General features: G+C 68.9%; 18 protein-coding genes. 11 read left to right on the plus strand and 7 right to left on the minus strand.

The features are described from left to right. Positions 1 to 6 precede the first annotated feature (6 nt). Together AB8M46_RS11465 and AB8M46_RS11470 are read right to left on the minus strand one after the other, a co-directional pair. The gene (locus AB8M46_RS11465) at positions 7 to 1,314 is read right to left on the minus strand and encodes a sensor histidine kinase (protein WP_394360252.1); all 1,308 of its coding nucleotides are present in this window, start codon (positions 1,312 to 1,314) and stop codon (positions 7 to 9) included. Between the two features lie 79 nt (positions 1,315 to 1,393). Beyond that, entirely contained in the window at positions 1,394 to 2,812 is a 1,419-nt protein-coding gene (locus tag AB8M46_RS11470; RefSeq protein WP_037334017.1) for a CCA tRNA nucleotidyltransferase, read from the minus strand. Between the two features lie 149 nt (positions 2,813 to 2,961). Between AB8M46_RS11470 and AB8M46_RS11475 the strand changes: the two genes are divergently transcribed. The 9 genes from AB8M46_RS11475 (at position 2,962) to AB8M46_RS11515 (ending at position 14,115) form a co-directional block, all read left to right on the plus strand. Further along, a complete protein-coding gene (locus tag AB8M46_RS11475; RefSeq protein WP_037334014.1) occupies positions 2,962 to 3,486 on the plus strand; it encodes an NUDIX hydrolase in 525 nt (174 codons plus the stop codon). Then, positions 3,483 to 5,624: a DUF6049 family protein gene (locus AB8M46_RS11480; RefSeq protein WP_394360253.1), complete on the plus strand. Its 2,142-nt coding sequence runs from the start codon at positions 3,483 to 3,485 to the stop codon at positions 5,622 to 5,624. Before AB8M46_RS11475 ends, AB8M46_RS11480 begins: the two co-directional genes overlap by 4 nt. 413 nt (positions 5,625 to 6,037) lie before the next feature. Further along, positions 6,038 to 7,987, plus strand: a complete 1,950-nt coding sequence (gene murJ / locus AB8M46_RS11485; RefSeq protein ID WP_037334004.1) for a murein biosynthesis integral membrane protein MurJ — start codon at positions 6,038 to 6,040, stop codon at positions 7,985 to 7,987. Positions 7,988 to 8,107: 120 nt separating this feature from the next. Continuing rightward, on the plus strand, positions 8,108 to 9,667 hold the full coding sequence (locus AB8M46_RS11490) for a protein kinase family protein (RefSeq protein WP_081975707.1): 1,560 nt from the start codon (positions 8,108 to 8,110) through the stop codon (positions 9,665 to 9,667). A 31-nt stretch (positions 9,668 to 9,698) separates the two neighbouring features. Then, positions 9,699 to 10,358, plus strand: coding sequence for an RNA polymerase sigma factor SigM (gene sigM, locus AB8M46_RS11495; RefSeq protein ID WP_037333997.1), 660 nt, complete (start codon positions 9,699 to 9,701; stop codon positions 10,356 to 10,358). Beyond that, on the plus strand, positions 10,355 to 11,143 hold the full coding sequence (locus AB8M46_RS11500) for a hypothetical protein (RefSeq protein WP_378422045.1): 789 nt from the start codon (positions 10,355 to 10,357) through the stop codon (positions 11,141 to 11,143). The genes sigM and AB8M46_RS11500 overlap by 4 nt, the downstream gene beginning before the upstream one ends. Positions 11,144 to 11,358: 215 nt before the next feature. Continuing rightward, a complete protein-coding gene (trxB, locus tag AB8M46_RS11505) occupies positions 11,359 to 12,354 on the plus strand; it encodes a thioredoxin-disulfide reductase (protein ID WP_125731363.1) in 996 nt (331 codons plus the stop codon). A 37-nt stretch (positions 12,355 to 12,391) separates the two neighbouring features. Next, complete coding sequence (gene trxA / locus AB8M46_RS11510) at positions 12,392 to 12,715, plus strand: thioredoxin (RefSeq protein WP_007032253.1); 324 nt, start codon at positions 12,392 to 12,394, stop codon at positions 12,713 to 12,715. A 251-nt stretch (positions 12,716 to 12,966) separates the two neighbouring features. Then, positions 12,967 to 14,115, plus strand: coding sequence for an N-acetylmuramoyl-L-alanine amidase (locus AB8M46_RS11515; RefSeq protein ID WP_037333990.1), 1,149 nt, complete (start codon positions 12,967 to 12,969; stop codon positions 14,113 to 14,115). Positions 14,116 to 14,402: 287 nt separating this feature from the next. On the opposite strand, the gene AB8M46_RS11520 is transcribed toward AB8M46_RS11515, so the two are convergent. Further along, positions 14,403 to 15,047, minus strand: a complete 645-nt coding sequence (locus AB8M46_RS11520) for an N-acetyltransferase (RefSeq protein WP_125731365.1) — start codon at positions 15,045 to 15,047, stop codon at positions 14,403 to 14,405. Positions 15,048 to 15,241: 194 nt separating this feature from the next. Between AB8M46_RS11520 and AB8M46_RS11525 the strand changes: the two genes are divergently transcribed. Both AB8M46_RS11525 and AB8M46_RS11530 read left to right on the plus strand, forming a co-directional pair. After that, entirely contained in the window at positions 15,242 to 16,561 is a 1,320-nt protein-coding gene (locus AB8M46_RS11525; protein ID WP_043849273.1) for a PLP-dependent aminotransferase family protein, read from the plus strand. Between the two features lie 36 nt (positions 16,562 to 16,597). Then, entirely contained in the window at positions 16,598 to 17,548 is a 951-nt protein-coding gene (locus tag AB8M46_RS11530) for a D-alanine--D-alanine ligase (RefSeq protein ID WP_037333985.1), read from the plus strand. A gap of 48 nt (positions 17,549 to 17,596) precedes the next feature. Here AB8M46_RS11530 and AB8M46_RS11535 read toward each other — a convergent pair whose 3' ends face one another. The 4 genes from AB8M46_RS11535 to AB8M46_RS11550 form a co-directional block, all read right to left on the minus strand. Then, positions 17,597 to 17,983 carry a hypothetical protein gene (locus AB8M46_RS11535; protein ID WP_394360254.1) on the minus strand — a complete coding sequence of 129 codons (387 nt, stop codon included), beginning with the start codon at positions 17,981 to 17,983 and terminating at the stop codon, positions 17,597 to 17,599. Next, a complete protein-coding gene (locus tag AB8M46_RS11540) occupies positions 17,980 to 18,672 on the minus strand; it encodes an HAD family hydrolase (RefSeq protein WP_394360255.1) in 693 nt (230 codons plus the stop codon). The genes AB8M46_RS11535 and AB8M46_RS11540 overlap by 4 nt, the downstream gene beginning before the upstream one ends. A 64-nt stretch (positions 18,673 to 18,736) precedes the next feature. Beyond that, complete coding sequence (locus AB8M46_RS11545; RefSeq protein WP_037333982.1) at positions 18,737 to 19,753, minus strand: ParB/RepB/Spo0J family partition protein; 1,017 nt, start codon at positions 19,751 to 19,753, stop codon at positions 18,737 to 18,739. Further along, positions 19,750 to 20,679 carry a ParA family protein gene (locus tag AB8M46_RS11550; RefSeq protein ID WP_016338354.1) on the minus strand — a complete coding sequence of 310 codons (930 nt, stop codon included), beginning with the start codon at positions 20,677 to 20,679 and terminating at the stop codon, positions 19,750 to 19,752. The genes AB8M46_RS11545 and AB8M46_RS11550 overlap by 4 nt, the downstream gene beginning before the upstream one ends. Positions 20,680 to 20,722 lie beyond the last annotated feature (43 nt).

The raw sequence follows: 20,722 nt of genomic DNA on the forward strand, positions 1-20,722 counted from the left end.
TTACCGTCAGAAAGGCACCCAAAGGGTGACTCTGGTGCCATTGCCCGGAGCCGACTCCACCCGCGCGGTCCCGCCGACCTCGTTCAGGCGGGCGGTGATGGACTCGCTGATGCCGAAACCGGCGGGCCGGGTGTCGAGGCTGAACCCGGCGCCGTGATCGCGCGTGATCACCGCGACGCCGCCTTCCTGCTCCTCGACCCGGACCACGACCTTGTCCGTCCCGGCGTGTTTGAGGGTGTTGCGCAGCGACTCGCGGACGGCGTCGCGGATGGCGATCTGCCGCACCTCGGAAAGCGTGTCGTCGTCGAGTTCGGCGATCACGAGCTGGGCGCGCAGCCCGTCCCGCGCCATCTCCGCCGCCAGCGACGCGAGCTTCTCGCCCAGCGGCCGCGAACCGGCCTCCGACCGGTCCGAAGCCTCGTTCTCGATCGTCCGCCGCAGCTCCATCGACTGCGCCCGCGCCAGCCGCTGCACCTCGGCGAGCCGCGTGGCCGGGTCGCCCTTGTTGGCCAGCGCGATCGCTTCGAGGGTCTGCAGCACGGAGTCGTGCAGCATCCGGTGCTGGCGGGCGCGTTCGGCGATCCGGCCGTTGCGGATGCCGTACGCGAGGGCGAGCCGGGTGCCGAGACCGATCAGCACGAGGGCGCCGCTCGCGGTGAAGAGGACACCCAGGATCGCCGGGAAGGTGGCCATGGCGTCGCCGGGCGCGGCGTGACCGGTGCCGAACACCGACGCCAGCATCCGCACCGGGAAACTCACGACGGCGAGCGCCGCCGCGGCGGGCATGCCCAGCGCCAGCGCCAGCAGCGCGACCTCGCCGAGCAGGTGTTTGCCGGGCACCGCCATCGCCTCGGTGAAGACCGAAGCCGGTACCAGCGCTCCGACGGCCAGCGGCGCGAGCAGGGTGAACACGAGGTCGATCGCGAGCAGCCGGGCGTCGTGCTGAGGGCGGAACGGCGCCGAGCGCAGCATCCACCGGATCCCGTACAGCGAAAGCCCGACCGAGCCGAGCGACACCAGCCCGACCGGGCCGATCCCGATCATGCCGTGGGTGGAGACGTAGACGCCGAACGCGCCGGGCACCGCGAAGAGCCGGTAGACCAGCGGGACGAGGGCGACGTAGCGGGCGGCTCTGAGCAGCAGGTTGTCGCGATGAGCCGTGTCGATGGGGCCGGACATCTGCTGGATCCGCCGCAGCGCGCGCATCGGTGTCGGGTCGCCGACCTCGTCCGACAGCTCGCTCGTCGCCGTCGCCAGCGCGGGCGCGCCACGGCGCAGCAAAGTCACCAGAAAACTGGGCGGCCGCTTCGCCATGGATTTTCCCCCTGCCCGGAGCACCGGCAGGAGTATCTCCGGTTACGCCGTGTGGATCCAGAGACCAACGGGGTTTATCTCAGCCTATGCCGTTCTCGGCGGCCCACTTCTTCAGTTCGGCCACCGCCTCGTCGTGCTCCAGCGGACCGCGGTCGAGCCGCAGTTCCTTCAGGTGCTTCCACGCCTTGCCGACGTCCGGCCCCGGCTTGAGGCCGAGGATCCGCATGATCTCCTCGCCGTTGAGGTCCGGCCGGACCCGGTCGAGGTCCTCCTGCGCCTGGATCGCTTCGATCCGCCGCTCGAGGTCGTCGTAGGTCGCCTGCAGCGCGGCCGCCTTCTTGCGGTTGCGCGTGGTGCAGTCGGCGCGCACGAGCTTGTGCAGCCGGGGCAGCAGGTCGCCGGCGTCGGTGACGTAGCGCCGCACCGCCGAATCCGTCCATTCGCCCTTGCCATAGCCGTGGAACCGCAGGTGCAGGAACACGAGCTGGCTGACGTCCTGGACGATCTCCTTCGAGAACTTCAGCGCCCGCAAACGTTTGCGCGCCATCTTGGCGCCGACGACCTCGTGGTGGTGGAAGCTCACGCCGCCGCCGGGCTGGAACTCGCGCGTCGCGGGCTTGCCGACGTCGTGCAGGAGCGCCGCGAGCCGCAGGATCAGATCGGGCTCGGAGGTCGGTTCGTGCGATTTCTCCAGGTCGATCGCCTGGGCCAGCACGGTCAGCGAGTGCTGGTAGACGTCCTTGTGCTGGTGGTGCTCGTCGATCGCCAGCCGCATCCCCGGCACCTCGGGGAGCACGCGATCGGCGAGGCGGGTGTCCACCAGCAGCTCGATACCGGGCCGGGGGTCGTCCGCGAGCAGCAGTTTCGACAGCTCGGTCTGGACGCGCTCGGCGGTGATCCGGTCGATCTCCTCGGCCATCGACGACATCGCGTCCACCACGCGCGGCGCCGCGGTGAACCCGAGCTGCGCGGAGAACCGCGCGGCCCGCAGCATGCGCAGCGGATCGTCGGCGAAGGACTCCTGCGGGGTCGCGGGTGTGTCGAGCACCTTGTCCTGCAGCGCCTGGAGGCCGCCGTGCGGATCGACGAAGGTCTTGTTCGCGAGGTCGATCGCCATCGCGTTGACCGTGAAGTCGCGGCGGAGCAGGTCGCCCTCGATGCTGTCGCCGAAGGTGACCTCGGGATTGCGGCCGACGCGGTCGTAGCTGTCGGCGCGGAAGGTGGTGATCTCCAGGGTCATGCCCTGTTTCGTCACGCCGACGGTGCCGAACGCGATGCCGACGTCCCAGACCGCGTCGCCCCAGGCGCTGACGATCTTGAGCACCTGGTCCGGCCGGGCGTCGGTGGTGAAGTCGAGGTCGCTCGACAGCCTGCGGAGCATCATGTCGCGGACGCTGCCGCCGACCAGGTACAGGCTGTGTCCCGCCTTCGCGAAGAGCTTCGCGAGCTCGTCCGCCAGCGGGGAGATGCGCATCAGCTCGGTCACAGCGTTCTGCATCGCAGTGCTCTTCCCCGCAATCGCCTGCCCGGCGACCACCTTGTTCACGACAATCCCACCACGATTTGGATGTACTTACTTTTGCCCCGGCCCAACACGGGCACGGTGAGCCAGCGTACCCGTACCGCCGTTTGCTCTAGCATCGCAGCATGTCTGGATCAGCCGGCCGCTCCGGCGCTTCGAAGCCGGGCCGCCGGCGGAGGCGCAGGCGGGGGCGGCGGCTGACCACGGTCGACGAAACCTCGGCCGGCGGACTCGTCGTCGACGCCGAACGGGCGAACGCCGCGCTGATCGGGCGGCTCGACCGGCACGGCAGACTGCTGTGGTCGCTGCCGAAGGGCCACATCGAGGACGGTGAGACGGTGGAGCAGACGGCGGTGCGCGAGGTGAAGGAAGAGACCGGCATCTCGGCGCGCGTCCTGCAGCCCCTCGGCACCATCGACTACTGGTTCGTGGCCGAGCGACGGCGTGTGCACAAGACGGTGCACCATTTCATCCTGGAATCCACCGGCGGCGAACTTTCGGACGAGGATGTCGAGGTGACCGAGGTCGCCTGGGTACCGCTCGCCGACCTGGAGACCAAACTCGCCTACTCCGACGAGCGCAAGCTGGTCCGGAAGGCCAAAGAACTCTTCGCGCAGCAACAGCACACCGCCGAGGGAGCACCTGAGTGAAGCGGCTTGCCGCCACTGTCCTGTCGATCCTGTTCCTGGCCCTGGCCGCCTCGCCCCTCGCGGTCGCGCAGGCACAGGAACAGCCCCGGCTGCGCGTGGACCTCGACCAGCTGAACCCCCGCGTGATCAGCACGAACTCGGCTTCGCTCACGGTCACCGGCCGCGTCACCAACATCGGCGACCGGCGGATCAGCAAACTGGGCGTCCGGCTGCAGCTGGGCACCAGGCTGCAGAGCGAGCAGCAGATCGGCGACGTCCTCGCCGGTGACAAGTTCAAGGACCTCGGGGCGACCGAGTTCGTCGACCTCGAACCGGACGAACTGGAGCCGGGGCAGAGCGCCGCGCTGAACCTGTCCGTCCCGCTCGGCCAGTCGTCGAAGCTGCAGTTCCCGAGGCCCGGCGTGTATCCGCTGCTGGTCAACGTCAACGGCACCCCGGATTTCGGCGGCCCCGAACGGCTGGCGGCGGTCACCCTGCTGATGCCGGTGCTCGGCGTCCCCGGCAAGGCCCCCGCGTCGCGGCCCACGTCGGCGCCGTCGACGAGCCTGCTGTGGCCGATCGCGAACAGCACCGTGCACGTCGTCTCGTCCCCGCTCGGCGGACCGCTGACCCTGGCGGACGAACGGCTCGCCATCGAACTGGCCGCCGGTGGGCGGCTCGACTCGCTGGTCGAAGCGGCGCGGGCGGCCGAGGCGGACACGAAGGTCTCGTCGTCGTTGTGCCTGGCCATCGACCCCGACCTGGTCGCGACCGTCGACGGGATGACCCGCGGCTACCAGGTCGCGGGCGGCGCTCCCGGCAAGGGCGTCGAGACCGCTAAGAACTGGCTCGGCAGGCTGAAGGCGCTGGTCGCGGGCCGGTGCGTGGTCACCCTCCCGTTCGCCGACGCCGACCTCACCGCGCTGACGAAGGTCCGCGCGGGTGACGCCACCGACACCGCCCTCATGGCGAGCGCGCTGGGCGGCGCCGGGACGATCAAGAACCTGCTCGGCATCCAGCCGCAGGACGGCGTGCTCTGGCCCGGCGGCTCCCTCGATTCGCAGACCGTCGACGCGATCGGCAAAGCCGGCGTCAAGACCGTGCTGACCGATTCGGGCAGGCTCCAGTCCGGATCGCCGCTTTCGGGCGGGGTGTCGATCGAGGGAACGGACCTGCGCGCGCAGCCGATCGACGCGCTGATCTCGTCGGCGCTGAACGGCTCGGGCTCCACGCAGAACGGGCTCGGTGCCATCGCCTTCCGGGCGGGGCTCGGCGGGCAGTCCGAGGGACCGGCGCGTTCGCGGCTGCTGATCGCGCCGCCGCGGCACTGGGCCGCGAGCGGCACGGAACTCACCACGTTCCTGGAGCGGATGGGCGACTTCTACACCGCCGGCCTGATCAAGCCGGCGCCGCTGCCCGAGCTGCTCGGTGACAGCCCGTCCGGGACGGCGTCGATCAACTACGACCCGCAGGATCTGACGGCCGCGACCAGCGGTGAAGTCACCGCGAAGATGTCCCAGATCGACAACGAGACGCTGGGCCTGTCGTCGGCGATGACGATGGATGCCACCAAACGAGTGAATCCGGCCGACGTGATCGCCCCGGTCCGGTTCGCCCTCATCCGGGCCGCGTCGACCTCGTGGCGCGGCGCGGACGCCGCGATCGTCACCGCCAACGCCCGCGGCGACCTCGAAGCGATCCGCGGCCAGGTCACCGTGGAACGGCCGAAGCAGACGATCGCGCTGGCCTCCGGCGCGTCGCCCCTGCCCGCGTACATCACCAACGGCCTTCCGGTCGGCATCAACGTCCGCACGGTGCTCAAGAACAACGTGGGCCTGCGTCCCACCGAAGCCGTCCCGGAGCGGACCGTCCCGGCGAACGGCGCGATCAACCAGCTGCTGCCGGTCGAGGCGCTGCGAGCGGGCCGGTTCAGCGTCGACGTGGCCCTGACCACGCCCGACGGGACCCCGCTCGGTTCCGACGCGCGGTTCGAGCTGACCTCCACGGAGTACGGCGCGATCACCATCATCATCACCATCACCGCGGCGGGTGCGCTGCTGCTCCTGTCGTCCCGGCGGATCTACCGGAGGATCAAGGACTCGCGGGCCGATCGGACGAACGAAACCGCCCAACGTGTGACCGAGGACGCACAGGTTTAAGTGTTTCCGGCCGTTCCCGATTACCCTGGGTCGAACGATGCCGCCGGGCATCACGTAGTCGAGCACCGAGGATTGGGCGCACGTTGGAAAGAGAGCCGGGTGTACCGCCCGAGCGTGCAGGCCGTCCCCGGCGCGAAGGTACTCCGCCACCGCCCCGCCGCACCGACGGACCGGCACGCCGTCCGGAGCGTCGCCAGCCGCCTCCGCAGCAGCCCCCGCCCGATCGCGGTGAGCGACCGCGGCGGGCCGTGCCGCCACCTCCCCAGCAGCCGCCGCCGGACGCCCGCCGCCAGCGGGTGGCGGGCCGCCCCGACGACGAGACGCGACGGCTGAGGCCGCCACCCCAGGGCGCGCCGCCACGGAAAACGCCCCCCGGGCAGGGGACGCCGCCTCCGCCGACCCGTCGGCAGCCGGTGCCGCCTCCGCAGGGGCCGCCGCTTCCGCAGCCGTCGCAGAACCAGGCGGCGCGCCGCCCGGCACCTCCCCAAGCACCGCAAGCGCTCAATCAGACACCGCCCCCGCCGCATCGCGGGCGCCGCCAGCCGCCACCGGTCCGCCCGTGGCAGGTCGACCGGCGCGACGAAGCCGACGCGACGCGGTTCATCCCGCGCACCCCCGGTGTCCCGATGGGTTCGCGCTGGCCGGTCGCCGACCCCGACGTCCTCCGCCCGTACGACCAGCTCGCCACGCAGGTCATGCCGGCGATCAAGGACGCGCCGCTGGTCAAACCGCGGCCGGGGGACACCGGCGAACAGGATGTCGCCGCCCCGGCGAAGGCGCCGTCGCTCGCGAAGTCCAGCGGCCGGATGGCGATCGCCTCGCTCATCAGCCGCATCACCGGCTTCGCGTGGAAGCTGCTGCTGGTGGCGGCCATCGGCGCCCAGGTGGAGAACGACTCGTTCAACGTCGCCAACACCATGCCGAACATCATCTTCGAACTGCTGATGGGCGGCGTGCTGTCGAGTCTCGTGGTCCCGCTGCTCGTGCGGTCGCAGGACGACAAGGACGGCGGCGAGGCCTATACCCAGCGGCTGGTCACGGTGGCGGGCACGCTGCTCGTCGTCGGGACGACGATCGCCGTGGTCGCGGCGCCGCTGATCACCAAGCTCTACGTCGACGACAAGGGCCAGGCGAATCCCGAGCTGGTCACCGCGTTCGCGTATCTGCTGCTGCCGCAGATCTTCTTCTACGGCGTGTTCGCGCTGCTCTCGGCGGTGCTGAACGCGAAGAACATCTTCGGCCCGACGGCGTGGGCGCCGGTGATCAACAACCTCGTCGTCATCTTCACGATCCTCGTCGTGTGGATCATGCCGGGGAACATCTCCACCGATCCGGTGTCGATCACCGATCCGAAGCTGCTGACCCTGGGCATCGGCGTGACCTCGGGCATCGTGGCGCAGTCGGTGCTGCTGATCCCGCCGCTGCTGCGGTCCGGGTTCAAGTTCAAATGGCGCTGGGGCATCGACAAGCGCATGAAGGAGTTCGGCGGGCTCGCACTCTGGACCGTCGGCTACGTCGCGGTCAGCCAGGTCGGCTACACGATCACCACCCGCGTGCTGACCAGCGGTTCGCAGGGCGGTGTGACCGCGTACAGCAACGCGTGGCTGCTCTTCCAGCTGCCGTACGGCGTCATCGGTGTCTCGCTGCTGACCGCGATCATGCCGCGGATGAGCCGCGCGGCCGCCGACGGCGACCACAAGAAGCTGATCGGCGACCTCTCCTACGCGTCGCGGATCTCGACGGTGATGCTCGTGCCGATCTCCGCGGTGATGACCGTGGTGGGTGGTTCGGTCGGTATCGCCCTGTTCACCCTGGGCAAGGGCACCGTCGAGGACGCGTCGCGGATGGGTGAGGCGCTGGCCATCTCGGCGTTCGCGCTGCTGCCGTACGCGCTGGTCATGCTGCAGATGCGGGTGTTCTACGCGATGAAGGACGCTCGTACGCCGGTGCTGATCATGATCGTGATGACCGTGGTCAAGGTGCCGCTGCTGTACCTGTGCCCGGCGCTGCTTTCGCCCGACAACATCGTGCTCGGCGTGATGATGGTCAACGGCCTCACGTTCGTCGTCGGCGCGATCCTCGGTCAGGTCTGGCTGTGGGTGACGCTCGGAAACCTCCGGAGCAAGCGAGTGCTCGGGGTGATCCTCTTCACGGTCGTCGCGAGTGTGCTCGGGGTCGGCGCGGCCTGGCTCGCCGGGCAGATCGTGCCTGACTCGTTCGGGCCTACTTTCCATGCCTGGGTGAAACTTCTCCTGCAGACGGTGGTCGGCATCGCGGTGTCGTTCGGCGTGCTCATCGCCTTGAAGGTCGAGGAATTGAAGCCCGCCACGGCGAGGATCACCCGGTTGATCAAGCGCGGATAACGATTCACGTACGGATGGCGCGCGTTCACGGGTCGTATTCTGGGTACCCTCGGGGCGGGAGCTACGCGGGAGAGTGCGGTGGATACGAGACGGAGCGAACAGGCAGGGGAGGCGAGCCAGGTGGGCATCCGGGCCCAAGGCGGGTCGCTGGCCCCTGGCCGAGTCGTCGGTGACGGCCGGTATCGCCTGCTCGCACAGTTCGGGGTGGACGAACGGGCGGCAGCGCATCTTTGGCGTGCCCGCGACGGGCAGCTGAAGCGGGATGTCGCGCTGACGCTGCTGGTCGGCGACCCCGCGGACGCGGAAGCCGCCCGGCTCGCGCGCCGGACACTGGAGCGTGCCGCGCACGCCTCGAAGTTCGGCCACGGCGGGGTCGCGCGTGTCCTCGACGTGCTCAGCCTCGGCAGCGGCGTCACCTCGAGCGAAGGTCTGCTCGGTGTCGTCGTGGCGGAATGGACCAAGGGCAGCGACCTGGTCGACCTCGTGGCGCAGCGTCCGGTGGCGCCCGCCGCGGCGGCCCGGATGGTGCAGGCGCTGGCGGAAGCCGTCGACCACGCCCATCAGAACGGTCTCGTCCTCGGCCTCGACCACCCGCAGCGTCTGCGGCTCACCCCGGACGGCGCGCTGAAGCTCGCCTTCCCGGGCCCGCTGCCCGAAGCGACCCTTCGTGACGACGTCAAGGCGCTCGGCGCCGTGCTGTACCTGCTGCTGACCGGTCGTTGGGCACTTCCCGGCGGTCCGGCCGCGATCCCGGCGGCGCCGCACGCGCCGACCGGCAGGATCATCCCGCCACGTTCGCTGGTCGCAGGCGTCCCGGTCGAGCTGTCCTCGCTCGCCGTCCGCACCATCGAGGACGGCGGCCACGGCGGCATCCGTACCAGCGCGGCCATCCTGCGCGTGCTGGACCAGGTCGCCGAAGCCGAAGAACGCACCCAGCTGATCAAGGCCGTCGGCGAGGAAGAGGCCGTCGCCGAATCGGACGGCACGGTCTGGACGACGAAGAAACCGGTCAAGGACGTCGCGCGGCGCAAGAAGCTGGCGTTCGGCGTGACCGTGCTGGTGGTCGCGACCGTGGTCATCCTCGCCTGGGGCGGGATGATGCTGATCAACCTGTTCCAGGGCGAGTCGAAGTCCAGCGGCCCGAAGATCAACGTCGCCGCGTCGTCCTCCCAGGTCGTGCCGCCTTCGGGCGAGCAACAGCCGCCGCCCGAGCAGAAGCCGCCGGCCCCCGCGGTGGGTGCGGCGGTGAAGCCGTCGGCCGTGGCCGTCTACAACCCGGGCAGCAAGGGCGACAGCCCCGGCAAGGCCAGGAACGCCACCGACGGCGACGCGGTCACCTCGTGGAAGACCGACCAGTACGACGAGCAGTTCCCGGTGCTCAAGGACGGCGTCGGGCTGGTCGTGACCTTCAAGGACCCGATCAACCTCAGCCAGGTCAAGATCGACGCGGCGAGTGCCGGTTCGAAGGTCGAGATCCGCTCCGCCGACAAGAAGAACCCGAAGCTCGACGAGACGAAGGTCGTCGGCAGCGGAGACCTCGCGGCCGGCGAATCGACCATCGCGTTGCAGCAGCCGCAGCAGGGTCAGTACTTCATCATCTGGATCACTCAGCTGGGTGAAGATGACAAGGGAAAGTTCGTCACCGAACTCAAAGAGCTGACGTTCCTGCCTGCGGGGTGACGTCAGACACCGGGTCAGTAGGCTCTCCCGGGTGACAGCTGCAGCTCCCACGGACGCGGATCTCATAGCGGCGCATGCCGCTGGGGACCCGCACGCGTTCAGTGAACTGGTCCAGCGACATCGAGACCGCATGTGGGCGGTGGCCCTGCGCACCTTGCGGGATCCCGAAGAAGCCGCGGACGCCCTGCAGGACGCCTTCATCTCCGCGTTCCGAGCAGCGGGCAACTTCAGAGCGGAATCGCAGGTCACGACGTGGTTGCACCGCATCGTCGTGAACGCGTGCCTCGACCGCATCCGGCGGGGCAAGGCCAGACCGACCGTCCCGCTGCCCGAGACCGGGCAGTTCAACGAACCCGCCTCGCCGCGCGACTCGATGTCCGAGCGCGAGACGAGCCTGGTCGTCAAGGAAGCCCTCGACCAGCTCCCCGAAGAGCAACGTGCCCCGATCGTGTTGGTCGACGTCGAGGGATACTCCGTCGCCGAGACGGCGAAGATGCTCGGCATCGCCGAAGGCACGGTCAAGAGCCGGTGTGCCCGAGGTCGCGGAAAGCTCGCGAAGGTTCTCGGACATCTACGGAACCCCGATGCTATTGCGAACGTCCCAACTCACGAAAGCAAACGAGAGCGCGCTACCCCGCAACGGGGTGCCAGGCGTCCTCAGGGCACGCCGGGTGACGGGGAGGGACGATGACAGACGAGAGCAGGGGGATCGGTGGGACCGTCGGTCCGCCGTGGTCTGTCGATGTGCTCGCCGACCTGCACGCAGGTGTGCTGGACGAGCGTGAGGCGGCCGAACTGTGGCCGTTGGTGAACGCCGACCCCGAAGCACTGGCGATCATCGAAGCACTGGAAGCGACCACGGCCGACCTCGCGGAACTCGCGAACGAGCCGGTCGCGCCGATGCCGGCGGAATACGCGGCACGGATCGACGCCGCGCTGGCCGCCGAAATGCGGGCGACGCCTGCGTTTCAAGGCGCATCTGAAGGGCGGCAGGAACAGGTCGCCCCGGTGGTGGACCTCGCGGCCGCACGGCGGCGGCGGAACAAGCGGATCGGCTGGGGCGCCGGGATAGCGACCGTGGCCGCGGCGGCCATCGCGGCCGTGGCGATCGTCGTCCCGACCACCCGGGAGCCGGATTCGGGCGGTATCGCCCAGCCCGCGCCCTCGGCTCCTTCCGGACCTTCGCTCGGCGGAGACGGCGGCGGGGCCGAAGCCCTCGTCGGCAAGGCGATCGGCGTCCGCGACTTCGGCTCGCTGAAGACCGAAGAGCGCCTCGACGCCTGTGTCGCCGCGGCCGGAATGGACGCGGACGTGCGCCCGGAGGGCATCCGGCCGGTGAACGTCGCGGGCAAGGACGGCGTGATGGTGATCTACACCACAGGGAAACTCGCCCAATTCCGCATCGTCGCCTTCGGTGCCGACTGCGGTCCGGGCAACCCTTCGGTCCTCTTCGACAAAATCATCGGACCGAAGTAACCGACCGAAACCTCACTGGTCCCTCGCTCCCCACCAGCCCCATTTCCGGGGGAGCGAGGGACCTTTGCTACCACGCTAGGTTTTCTAGCGGCGCTAGAGGTCGGATCTCCGCCGTGGCGCAAGGCAGGAGAAAGTAGCGCCGGTCACCCCGGGAACACCGGCCCTTACGATCGTGTTGAGCCTGGTGAACAGGTCACTACGAGCGGAGGTCACGGGTGGCTGCCGAGGAGATCAGGAACCTGATCATTGTGGGATCGGGTCCTGCGGGATACACCGCCGCTGTCTACGCGGCACGAGCGCAGCTCGAACCGCTGGTGTTCGAGGGCACTCAGTTCGGCGGTGCGCTGATGACGACGACGGAGGTCGAGAACTTCCCCGGCTTCCGCGAAGGCATCCAGGGTCCCGACCTCATGGAAGAGATGCGCGAGCAGGCGAAGCGTTTCGGCGCCGACCTGCGCCAGGAGGACGTCGAGTCCGTCGAGCTGACCGGTGACGTCAAGTACGTCGTCGCGAACGGCAAGCGCTACGCCGCCCGCGCGGTCGTGCTCTCGATGGGTGCCGCCGCCCGCTATCTGAACGTGCCCGGCGAGCAGGAGCTGCTCGGCCGCGGTGTTTCGGCCTGCGCCACCTGCGACGGCTTCTTCTTCCGCGACCACGACATCGTGGTCGCGGGCGGCGGCGACTCCGCGATGGAGGAGGCGACCTTCCTGACGAAGTTCGCCAAGTCCGTCACGATCGTCCACCGCCGCGAGGAGTTCCGCGCCTCCAAGATCATGCTGGAGCGTGCCCGCGAGAACGAGAAGATCAAGTGGGCGCTCAACAAGCAGATCACCGCGGTCGAGGGTGAAGGCAAGGTCGAGGGCCTGACGCTCAAGGACACGGTGACCGGCGAGGAGTCCAAGCTCGACGTGACCGGTTTCTTCGTGGCGATCGGGCACGACCCCCGCAGCGAACTGGTGCGCGGTCAGGTGGACCTCGACGAGGACGGCTACGTGCTCACCCAGGGCCGGACCTCGTACACGAACCTTCCCGGTGTCTTCGCGGCCGGCGACCTGGTCGACCGCACGTACCGGCAGGCGATCACCGCCGCGGGCTCGGGCTGCGCCGCCGCCATCGATGCAGAACGATGGCTGGCGGAGCACGCCGGTGTCGAGACCGCCCAGGAGACGCCTGAGCTGGTCGGCGGCGGCTACGGCGCCTCCACCAACTGACTTTCCCCAGCCCGTTCACCACCCAGAAGGAGACACCATGGCCAACACCGTGACGGTGACCGACAAGACGTTCGTCGACGACGTGCTGACGAGCGAGAAGCCCGTCCTGGTCGACTTCTGGGCGACCTGGTGCGGCCCGTGCAAGATGGTCGCCCCGGTGCTCGAGGAGATCGCGGCGGAGAACGGCGAGAAGCTGACCATCGCGAAGCTCGACATCGATGCCAACCCGAACACTGCGCGTGACTACCAGGTGATGTCGATCCCGACGCTGATCCTGTTCCAGGGCGGCAAGCCGGTGAAGCAGATCGTCGGCGCCAAGCCGAAGGCCGCGCTGCTGTCGGACCTCGCCGACGTCCTCTGATCTCGCGTTTCACCTGCCGAAACCCGGGGCCCGCCCAGGCTCCGGGTTTCGTCGTTCTCCGGAATGGGTAAAACTCCCTGTCACGGGAACGCCTGGACGAGTTCCACGAACGGCGACTTGACGCACCGGCCGGGCCTCCGCGCTCACCGAGAGTTCACAGGGCACAATAGAGCACCGGGGTTCGCCCCGCAGGGTTTTCATAGTCGTGCATCGAGCTCGATCGGTGCCCCAAAGGGAAGAGCGAGGAGTGCATGCGGGTACTCCGCCGCGGTGACGCCGGACCGGACGTCGCCGAGATCAGGTCCACGCTGGCGGCGATGGAGCTGCTCCCGCCGGTGACCGAATCCGGGGAGTACGAGGTCTTCGACACGGCGATGGAACACGCCGTTCGAGCGTTCCAGCAGCGCCGTGGGCTCATCACCGACGGTCTGGTGGGCCCGGCGACCTATCAGGCGCTTCGCGGCGCGGGCTTCCATCTGGGCAGCCGCCCGCTGACCTACATGTTCTCCGCCCCCATGCAGGGTGACGACGTCTTCGCGCTCCAGGAGCGGCTGACCGAGCTCGGTTTCGACGCAGGCCGCCCGGACGGGCATTTCGGCCCGCAGACCGAACGCGCGCTCAAAACCTTCCAGCGCGACATGCGCCTGGTCGCCGACGGTATGTGCGGCCCGGCCACCATCCGTGAGCTGCACCGGCTCTCGTCGCCGCGTGCCCGCGGCGGCCGCCCCGTTTTCCTTCGTGAGCAGGAGCAGGTGCGGCAGGCGGGCCCGCGGCTGCGCGGCAAGCGCATCGTGATCGACCCGGGCCACGGCGGCGAGGACCTCGGTGTCGTCGCGGGCGGCCTGCGTGAGGCGGACATCGCCTGGGACCTGGCGCGGCGGCTCGAAGGCCGGATGCAGGCCACCGGTATGGAGGCGCTGATCTCGCGCGGCCCGAACCAGAGCCCGACCGAGGGCGATCGGGCGAAGTTCGCGAACGAGGCGGGCGCGGACCTGTTCCTTTCGCTGCACAACGACAAGAACCCCTCGCCCAAGGCGCAAGGTGTCGCGAGCTTCCACTTCGGCACCGGCAACGGCACCACGTCGACCGTCGGCGAGCTGCTGGCGGGTTTCATCCAGCGTGAGCTGGCCGCCCGCACCGGCATGCTCGACTGCCGCACGCACTACAAGACCTGGGAGATCTTCACCCGCACCCGCTGCCCGGCGGTGCGGATCGAGATCGGCTACCTGACCAACCCGGAAGACAGCCGCAAACTGGCGGACCCGGCTTTCCGCGACGTCGTCGCCGAAGGCATCCTGGTCGCCGTGAAGCGGCTGTACCTGCTCGGCGAGGGGGACCAGCCGACCGGCACGTTCACCTTCGCGGACGTCCTGGCCCACGAACTCGCCAAAGCGGAGTAGCCAGTCCTCCACACCCGCACGCGGGCGCACATCCCTCTGCCGACGCCCTCGGCACAACCGGTTGTGTGCCCCCTCGGCCGACCACGCCACCCCTAGATCCACCCGGCGCGCAGCCCCCGCCCTTCCCGGGGGGCGTCCCCAGGTCCAGCCTACCCATCCACAGATTTTCCACCGCTCCTAGCAGCGATCTGTGGATAACTCGGCGGGTTACCCACAGCTGTCCCCAGGCCGGGGGATGGCTGCTGCGCGCGCTCGAAAACTCTGCTAAATGGCGCCGGCGGAGAAGATCAGGCGCGGCCCAGGCTCGGCTCGGCCGTCGTGATGGAGACCTGGCCGAGCAGCCGCTCGAGGGCCGCCTCCACGTCTTCCTTCCACGAAATCGCCGACCGCAGTTCCAGTCGCAGCCGCGGCCACCGCGGATGCGGCCGCACGGTCTTGAACCCGACGCTCTGCAGGAACGCGGCGGGCAGCACACAGCTGTGCCCGCCGTCCGGATCGGTCTCGTCGGGCTTGGCGTCGCCGAACGCTTCGATCGCGCGGACACCGCGTTTGGTCAGATCCTTCGCGACGGCCTGCACCAGCATCCGGCCGAGTCCGCCACCTCGGAATTCGGGAAGCACCTGGAAGGCGGTCAGCAGAACCGCGTCCGGGCCGGGAGGCGAGGTCGGGAAGGCCAGCGAACGCGGCACGGCGTTCGGCGGCGCGTAGAGCACGAAACCGACGGGCAGGGTGTCGCTGTAGACGATCCGGCCGCAGGAACCCCACTCCAGCAGCACGCTGGAGACCCAGGCTTCCTTTTCGACCTCGGTCGCGCCGTATTCCTCGGCCTGCGCCTTCATATGCGGCGCCAGCTCCCAGTACACGCAGCGGCGGCAGCTCTTGGGCAGGTGCTCGAGGTTGTCCAGGGTTACGCCCACGACGCGACGCGACACAGACAAACCTCCCTGAATGACGACACCCGACGCAGCCTTGTCCCGAGCAGGGCTCACCGAAGGGGTCCGAACCGAGGATAGGCCGATGTGATGAACACCGGAAGGCCAGGGCCCCTAGAGGGAGGGTGGTTACACTCGATGGAACTACCAGTCGGTAGCGACTATGTCCACTTCGAAGCCGGGTGAAGCGCCTGATGACCGAGAATCGCCCTGTCCGGCCGGAGCCCGGCCGCCACAACCTCGACCCTCATCTCGACCGCTACGCCGCGCGTACGGCCGGGATGACTGCTTCCGAGATCAGGGCGTTGTTCGCGGTGGCCAGCCGCCCCGAAGTGGTATCGCTCGCCGGCGGGATGCCGAACCTCGCCGCACTTCCGCTGGACACGCTGTCCGCGCAGGTCGGCGAGCTCATCGCCGAAGACGGCCTGGTCGCGCTCCAGTACGGCTCCGCGCACGGCGTCCCCGCCCTGCGTGAGCAGATCTGCGAAATCATGGCCCTCGAAGGCATCAAGGCCCACCCGGACGACGTCGTCGTGACGGTCGGCTCCCAGATGGGGCTCGACATGGTCACCCGGCTGTTCTGCGATCCGGGCGACGTCATCATCGCCGAGGGCCCGTCGTACGTCGGCGCGCTCGGCTCCTTCGCCGCGTACCAGGCGGACGTCGTCCACGTCGCGATGGACGACCACGGCCTGGTCCCCGAGGGGCTGCGTGCCGCGCTCGCGGAAACGCGGAAGGCCGGCCGCCGGGTCAAGTTCCTCTACACGATCCCGAACTTCCACAACCCCGGCGGCGTGACACTGGCCGTCGAGCGGCGCGCGGAGATCGTGGAGATCTGCCGCGAGAACGACATCCTCATCGTCGAGGACAACCCGTACGGTCTGCTCGGCTTCAGCGGTCAGACGTACCCGGCGCTCCGCTCGATCGACCCCGACAACGTCGTGTACCTGGGCTCTTTCTCGAAGACCTTCGCCTCGGGCCTGCGGGTCGGCTGGGTGCTCGCACCGCACGCCGTCCGGGAGAAGCTCGTGCTCGCGGCCGAGTCCGCGACACTTTGCCCGCCTACGCTTAACCAGTTGATCGTGTCGCGATACCTCTCGACTCACGACTGGATGGGTCAGATCAAGACCTTCCGCGAAAACTACCGAGAGCGCCGGGACGCGATCCTGTCCGCGCTCGAACAGCACATGCCCGCCGGCTGCAGCTGGACCAAACCCGACGGCGGTTTCTACGTCTGGATGACCGTCCCCGAAGGCGTGGACACGAAGGCGATGCTGCCGAGAGCCGTCACGGCCCGGGTCGCGTACGCCTCCGGAACCGGTTTCTACGCCGACGGATTCGGCAGCAGACAGCTTCGTCTTTCCTACTGCTACCCGACGCCCGAACGGATCCGCGAAGGCGTCCGGCGGCTTGCCGCGGTACTCGAATCCGAAATGGACCTGGCGCGTACCTTCGGTAACGCGAGCCCACGCTCGATCTCGGGGCCGCAGAACCCCTCTCCGGACACGGTCTGATCGACCGGACACGTCCCCAAGCACAAAGGAGTCTCGGTGGTCGACCGCACCGTTGCCGTACTCGCAGGCGGCCTTTCCCACGAACGCGACGTCTCTCTCCGCTCCGGGCGCCGGCTCTCGGTCGCGTTGCGGGCGGAAGGCCTCGTCGTCGAAGAGTGGGACACCGACGCGGGTCTGCTCGAACGCCTTCGTACCCAGCGGCCCGACGCGGCCATCGTCGCCCTTCACGGTGGTGAAGGGGAGAACGGCGCGGTGCAGACGATCCTGGAGATGCTCGACGTGCCTTACGTGGGCACCAGTTCGCGGGGCTGCCGTCGCGCGTGGGACAAGCCGACGGCCAAGGCGCTCGTCGCCGACGCGGGCTTCACCACGCCGGACTGGGTGGTGCTGCCGCACAGCACCTTCCGCGAGCTCGGCGCGCAAGCCGTGCTGGACTCGATGGTCGACACACTGGGCCTGCCCATGATCCTGAAGCCCGACCAAGGCGGATCGGCACTGGGCGCCCAGGTGGTCAAGGACGCCGCGGAAATGCCCGGCGCGATGGTCGGCTGCTTCGCCTACGGTGACACCGTCCTCGCCGAGAAGTTCGTTTCCGGCGTCGAGGTGGCCGTCACGGTCATCGAAGGCGAAGAGGGACCCGAAGCCCTGCCCGCGGTCGAGATCGTGCCTGAGAGCGGCGTGTACGACTACACCGCCCGCTACACCGCCGGGCTGACCGATTTCTTCACCCCGGCCCGGATTCCTGATGACGCCGCCAAGGCGGTCGGTGAGCTGGCCGTCGCCGTGCACCGGCAACTCGGCCTTCGCGACATCTCTCGCACCGACGCGGTGATCACCGAAGACGGCACGGTCCACTTCCTCGCGGTGAACCCCTCGCCGGGCCTCACCGAGACGTCGATCGTGCCGGTGGCGATCGAGGCGGCCGGTTCCACCCTCGGCTCGGTCTTCGCCGACCTCGTCGGACGGGCGATTGCCCGTAAGAGCTGAATCGGATTCGACGAAGGGGACTTGCCCGCGGCGGGCGAGTCCCCTTTCTTATTGCCGGACCACGACGACGATCTGGTGCTCGTCCTCGTAGACGACCTGTCCCGGGTTCGCCGACCAGACGGTTTCACAGGGAACGTCGTGCGTGTCCAGGATCGACAGGTAGCCATCGACTCGGTCGATGAAGACACGAGCGGTCGCCTTGAACCACGCCGCGGCACCGGGATTGACTTCCGCGTCGTAGACGCTCGGGTCGGCGTGCGCGGGATTGGTGAAGTTCGCGTCGTACCAGTCGTTGTTCATCCGGCGGAAGGCTTCCTGCTCGCCGGTGAGGCGCCCGGCGCGGGCGAGCCTGTTGACGAGACCGAAGACCCCGGTGAAGTTTCCCCGTTCATCGCGGGTCGGGCTCTGAAAGCGAACGAAGGGGAGTCCCGTCATCGGCCAGGCCACCCGCGCACCCAGGACAACAGCTCTTCGTCGCGCAGGGATCCGATCACGACATCCGCAGGGAAGTCCTGGTGCTTCAACGTGGGCACCCCGATGACGGGCACGCCGGCCGCTCGCGCCGACCGAAGGCCGGTCATGGAGTCCTCGAACGCCAGAGCGTCGGCGGGCTCGACGTTCAAGAGGGCACAAGCGGTCAAGTACATCTCTGGATCCGGCTTCGGCGCGGTCACCTCGTCGGCGGCCAGTTTCACGGGAAACATTGCCGCCAGGCCGCCGCGAGCGAGTGCGGCGTCCAACAGGGCTCGGGGCGAGTTGCTCGCGACGGCGACCGGGACGGCGGCGGCCGTCAGTTCGACCAACTCGCGCGCGCCGGGCATCGCCTCCGCCTTCGCGGTGACGACCTCGGTCACCAACCTCAGCAACTCGTCCGCGATCTCGGCGCCGGCATCCGGTTCACCGAACGCCTCCGCCATCGCGTCGGCGGCGGCCGGTAGCGACTTGCCGATCACCAACGCCTTCTCGTCCGCGCCGAAGGGGAGCCCGCGCCGCGCGAATAGTTCGGTCTCGGCGACGGACCAACACGGCTCGGTGTCCATGAGCAATCCGTCACAGTCGAAGACGACCGCGCGCGGATTTCGACCGCCGAAGAGCCCCTTCACACTTGCCCCCAGTTCAAGCACTCAGCGTCACCGAATCATCAGCACTCAGCTATCGTCACCGTGACAAAACGACCCGGGGTGATCCCTAATCGGTTTCCGGTGTCTGATTTGCCTGATTTTGATCCATGAGCGCCACGATGCGTTCAAGGTCGTCAACCGAGCCGAATTCGAGGGTGATCCGCCCTTTGCGGCGCCCCAAGTCGACCTTCACGCGGGTGTCGAACCGGTCCGAAAGCCGGTTCGCCAGTTCCTGGAGACCGGGCGCCTGGATCGGCTTGCGGGGAGCGGGCTTCGGCTTGGCCGGCTTTTCACTCTTCTTGAGCGTGACGGCTTCCTCGGTCGCGCGGACCGACATGCCCTCCGCGACGATCCGCGCGGCCAGCTCTTCCTGACTGTCGGCGTCCTCAAGAGAGAGCAGCGCCCGCGCGTGGCCCGCCGAAAGCACTCCGGCAGCGACCCGGCGCTGGACCGCGAGGGGGAGTTTGAGCAAGCGGATCGTGTTCGTGATGACCGGCCGGCTGCGCCCGATCCGGCTCGCCAGCTCCTCGTGCGTGACCGCGAATTCGTCGAGCAGCTGCTGATACGCGGCCGCCTCTTCGAGCGGGTTGAGCTGAACGCGGTGGATGTTCTCCAGCAGCGCGTCGCGCAGCATCGCCTCGTCGGCGGTCTGCCGGACGATCGCGGGGATCGCCTCCAGCTCCGCCAGCTGGGAGGCGCGCAGCCGCCGCTCGCCCATGACGAGTTCGTACTCGTCGTTGCCGAGCTCCCGGACCACGATGGGCTGCATGAGCCCGAACTCGCGGATCGAGTGCTCCAGCTCGTTGAGCGCGTCCTCGTCGAAGACCTGCCGAGGCTGCTTCGGGTTCGGCTTGATCTGGCTGACCGGCACCTCGCGGTAGACCGCGCCGGCGACCGATCCGCCGTGCGAACCGGCCGCGCCGTTGGCCGCGAACCAGCCCTTGTCGTCCGGCCCCGCGGGCTTGCTCGCGGGAGCGGAGGGGACCGGGGAGCCGTTCTCGGCGGGAGCCGCCGAACCCGCCGGAGGGCCGGTGGGGATCAGGGCGGCGAGCCCGCGCCCGAGCCCTCCTCTGCGCTCGCTCATGCCGTACCGCTCCTTTCCTTCATCTCCACACCGCGCTGGGCGATCTCCTTCGCCGCGTCGACGTAGCTCATCGCGCCCCGCGAACCCGGGTCGTACGCGAGGACGGTCTGCCCGTATCCGGGCGCCTCCGAGACCTTCACACTGCGCGGGATCACCGTCTTGAGAACAGTGTCCCCGAAGTGGTTCCGGACCTCGTTCGTCACCTGATCGGCCAGCTTCGTGCGGCCGTCGTACATGGTGAGCAGGATCGTGGAGACGCTGAGTTCGCGGTTCAGGTGCGCCTGGACGAGCTCGATGTTGCTCAGCAGCTGCCCGAGACCTTCGAGCGCGTAGTACTCGCACTGGATCGGGATCAGCACCTCCTGCGCGGCGACCATCGCGTTGACGGTCAGCAGACCGAGCGATGGCGGGCAGTCGATGAAGACGTAGTCGACGCCGATCTCGTCGAGGATCTCGGACGAGAGCGCCTCCTTGAGCCGCATCTCGCGGGACGCCATGGAGACGAGTTCGATCTCGGCACCGGCGAGGTCGATGGTCGCGGGCACGCAGTAGAGGTTCGGCGACTGCTCGCTCTGCGCCGCCGCCTCGGCCAGCGACACCTCACCGATCAGCACCTCGTAGATCGACGGCGTGCCGGAGCGGTGGTCGATGTCGAGCGCGGTGCTCGCGTTGCCCTGAGGGTCCAGGTCGATGACGAGCGTCTTGAGCCCGTGGACGGCGAGGGCGGCGGCGAGGTTCACCGTGCTCGTCGTCTTGCCGACGCCGCCCTTCTGGTTGGCGACCGTCAGCACTCGCCGACGGTTCGGCCGGGGGAGCGCACCCTCCTTGGGATGCAGCACGCTGGCGGCGCGGACGGCTTCTTCGGCGATGGGCGTCCAGCCGAGTTCCTGGCCGGCGCTCGCAGGGTCGGACGGCGGGGGAGTCACCGGTCTCGAGCCTCCTCTGTAGTGGACGTGAGAGTCGTTCTGC

The organism is Amycolatopsis sp. SB7-3 (genome assembly GCF_041021335.1).
Classification (GTDB): Bacteria; Actinomycetota; Actinomycetes; order Mycobacteriales; family Pseudonocardiaceae; genus Amycolatopsis; species Amycolatopsis japonica.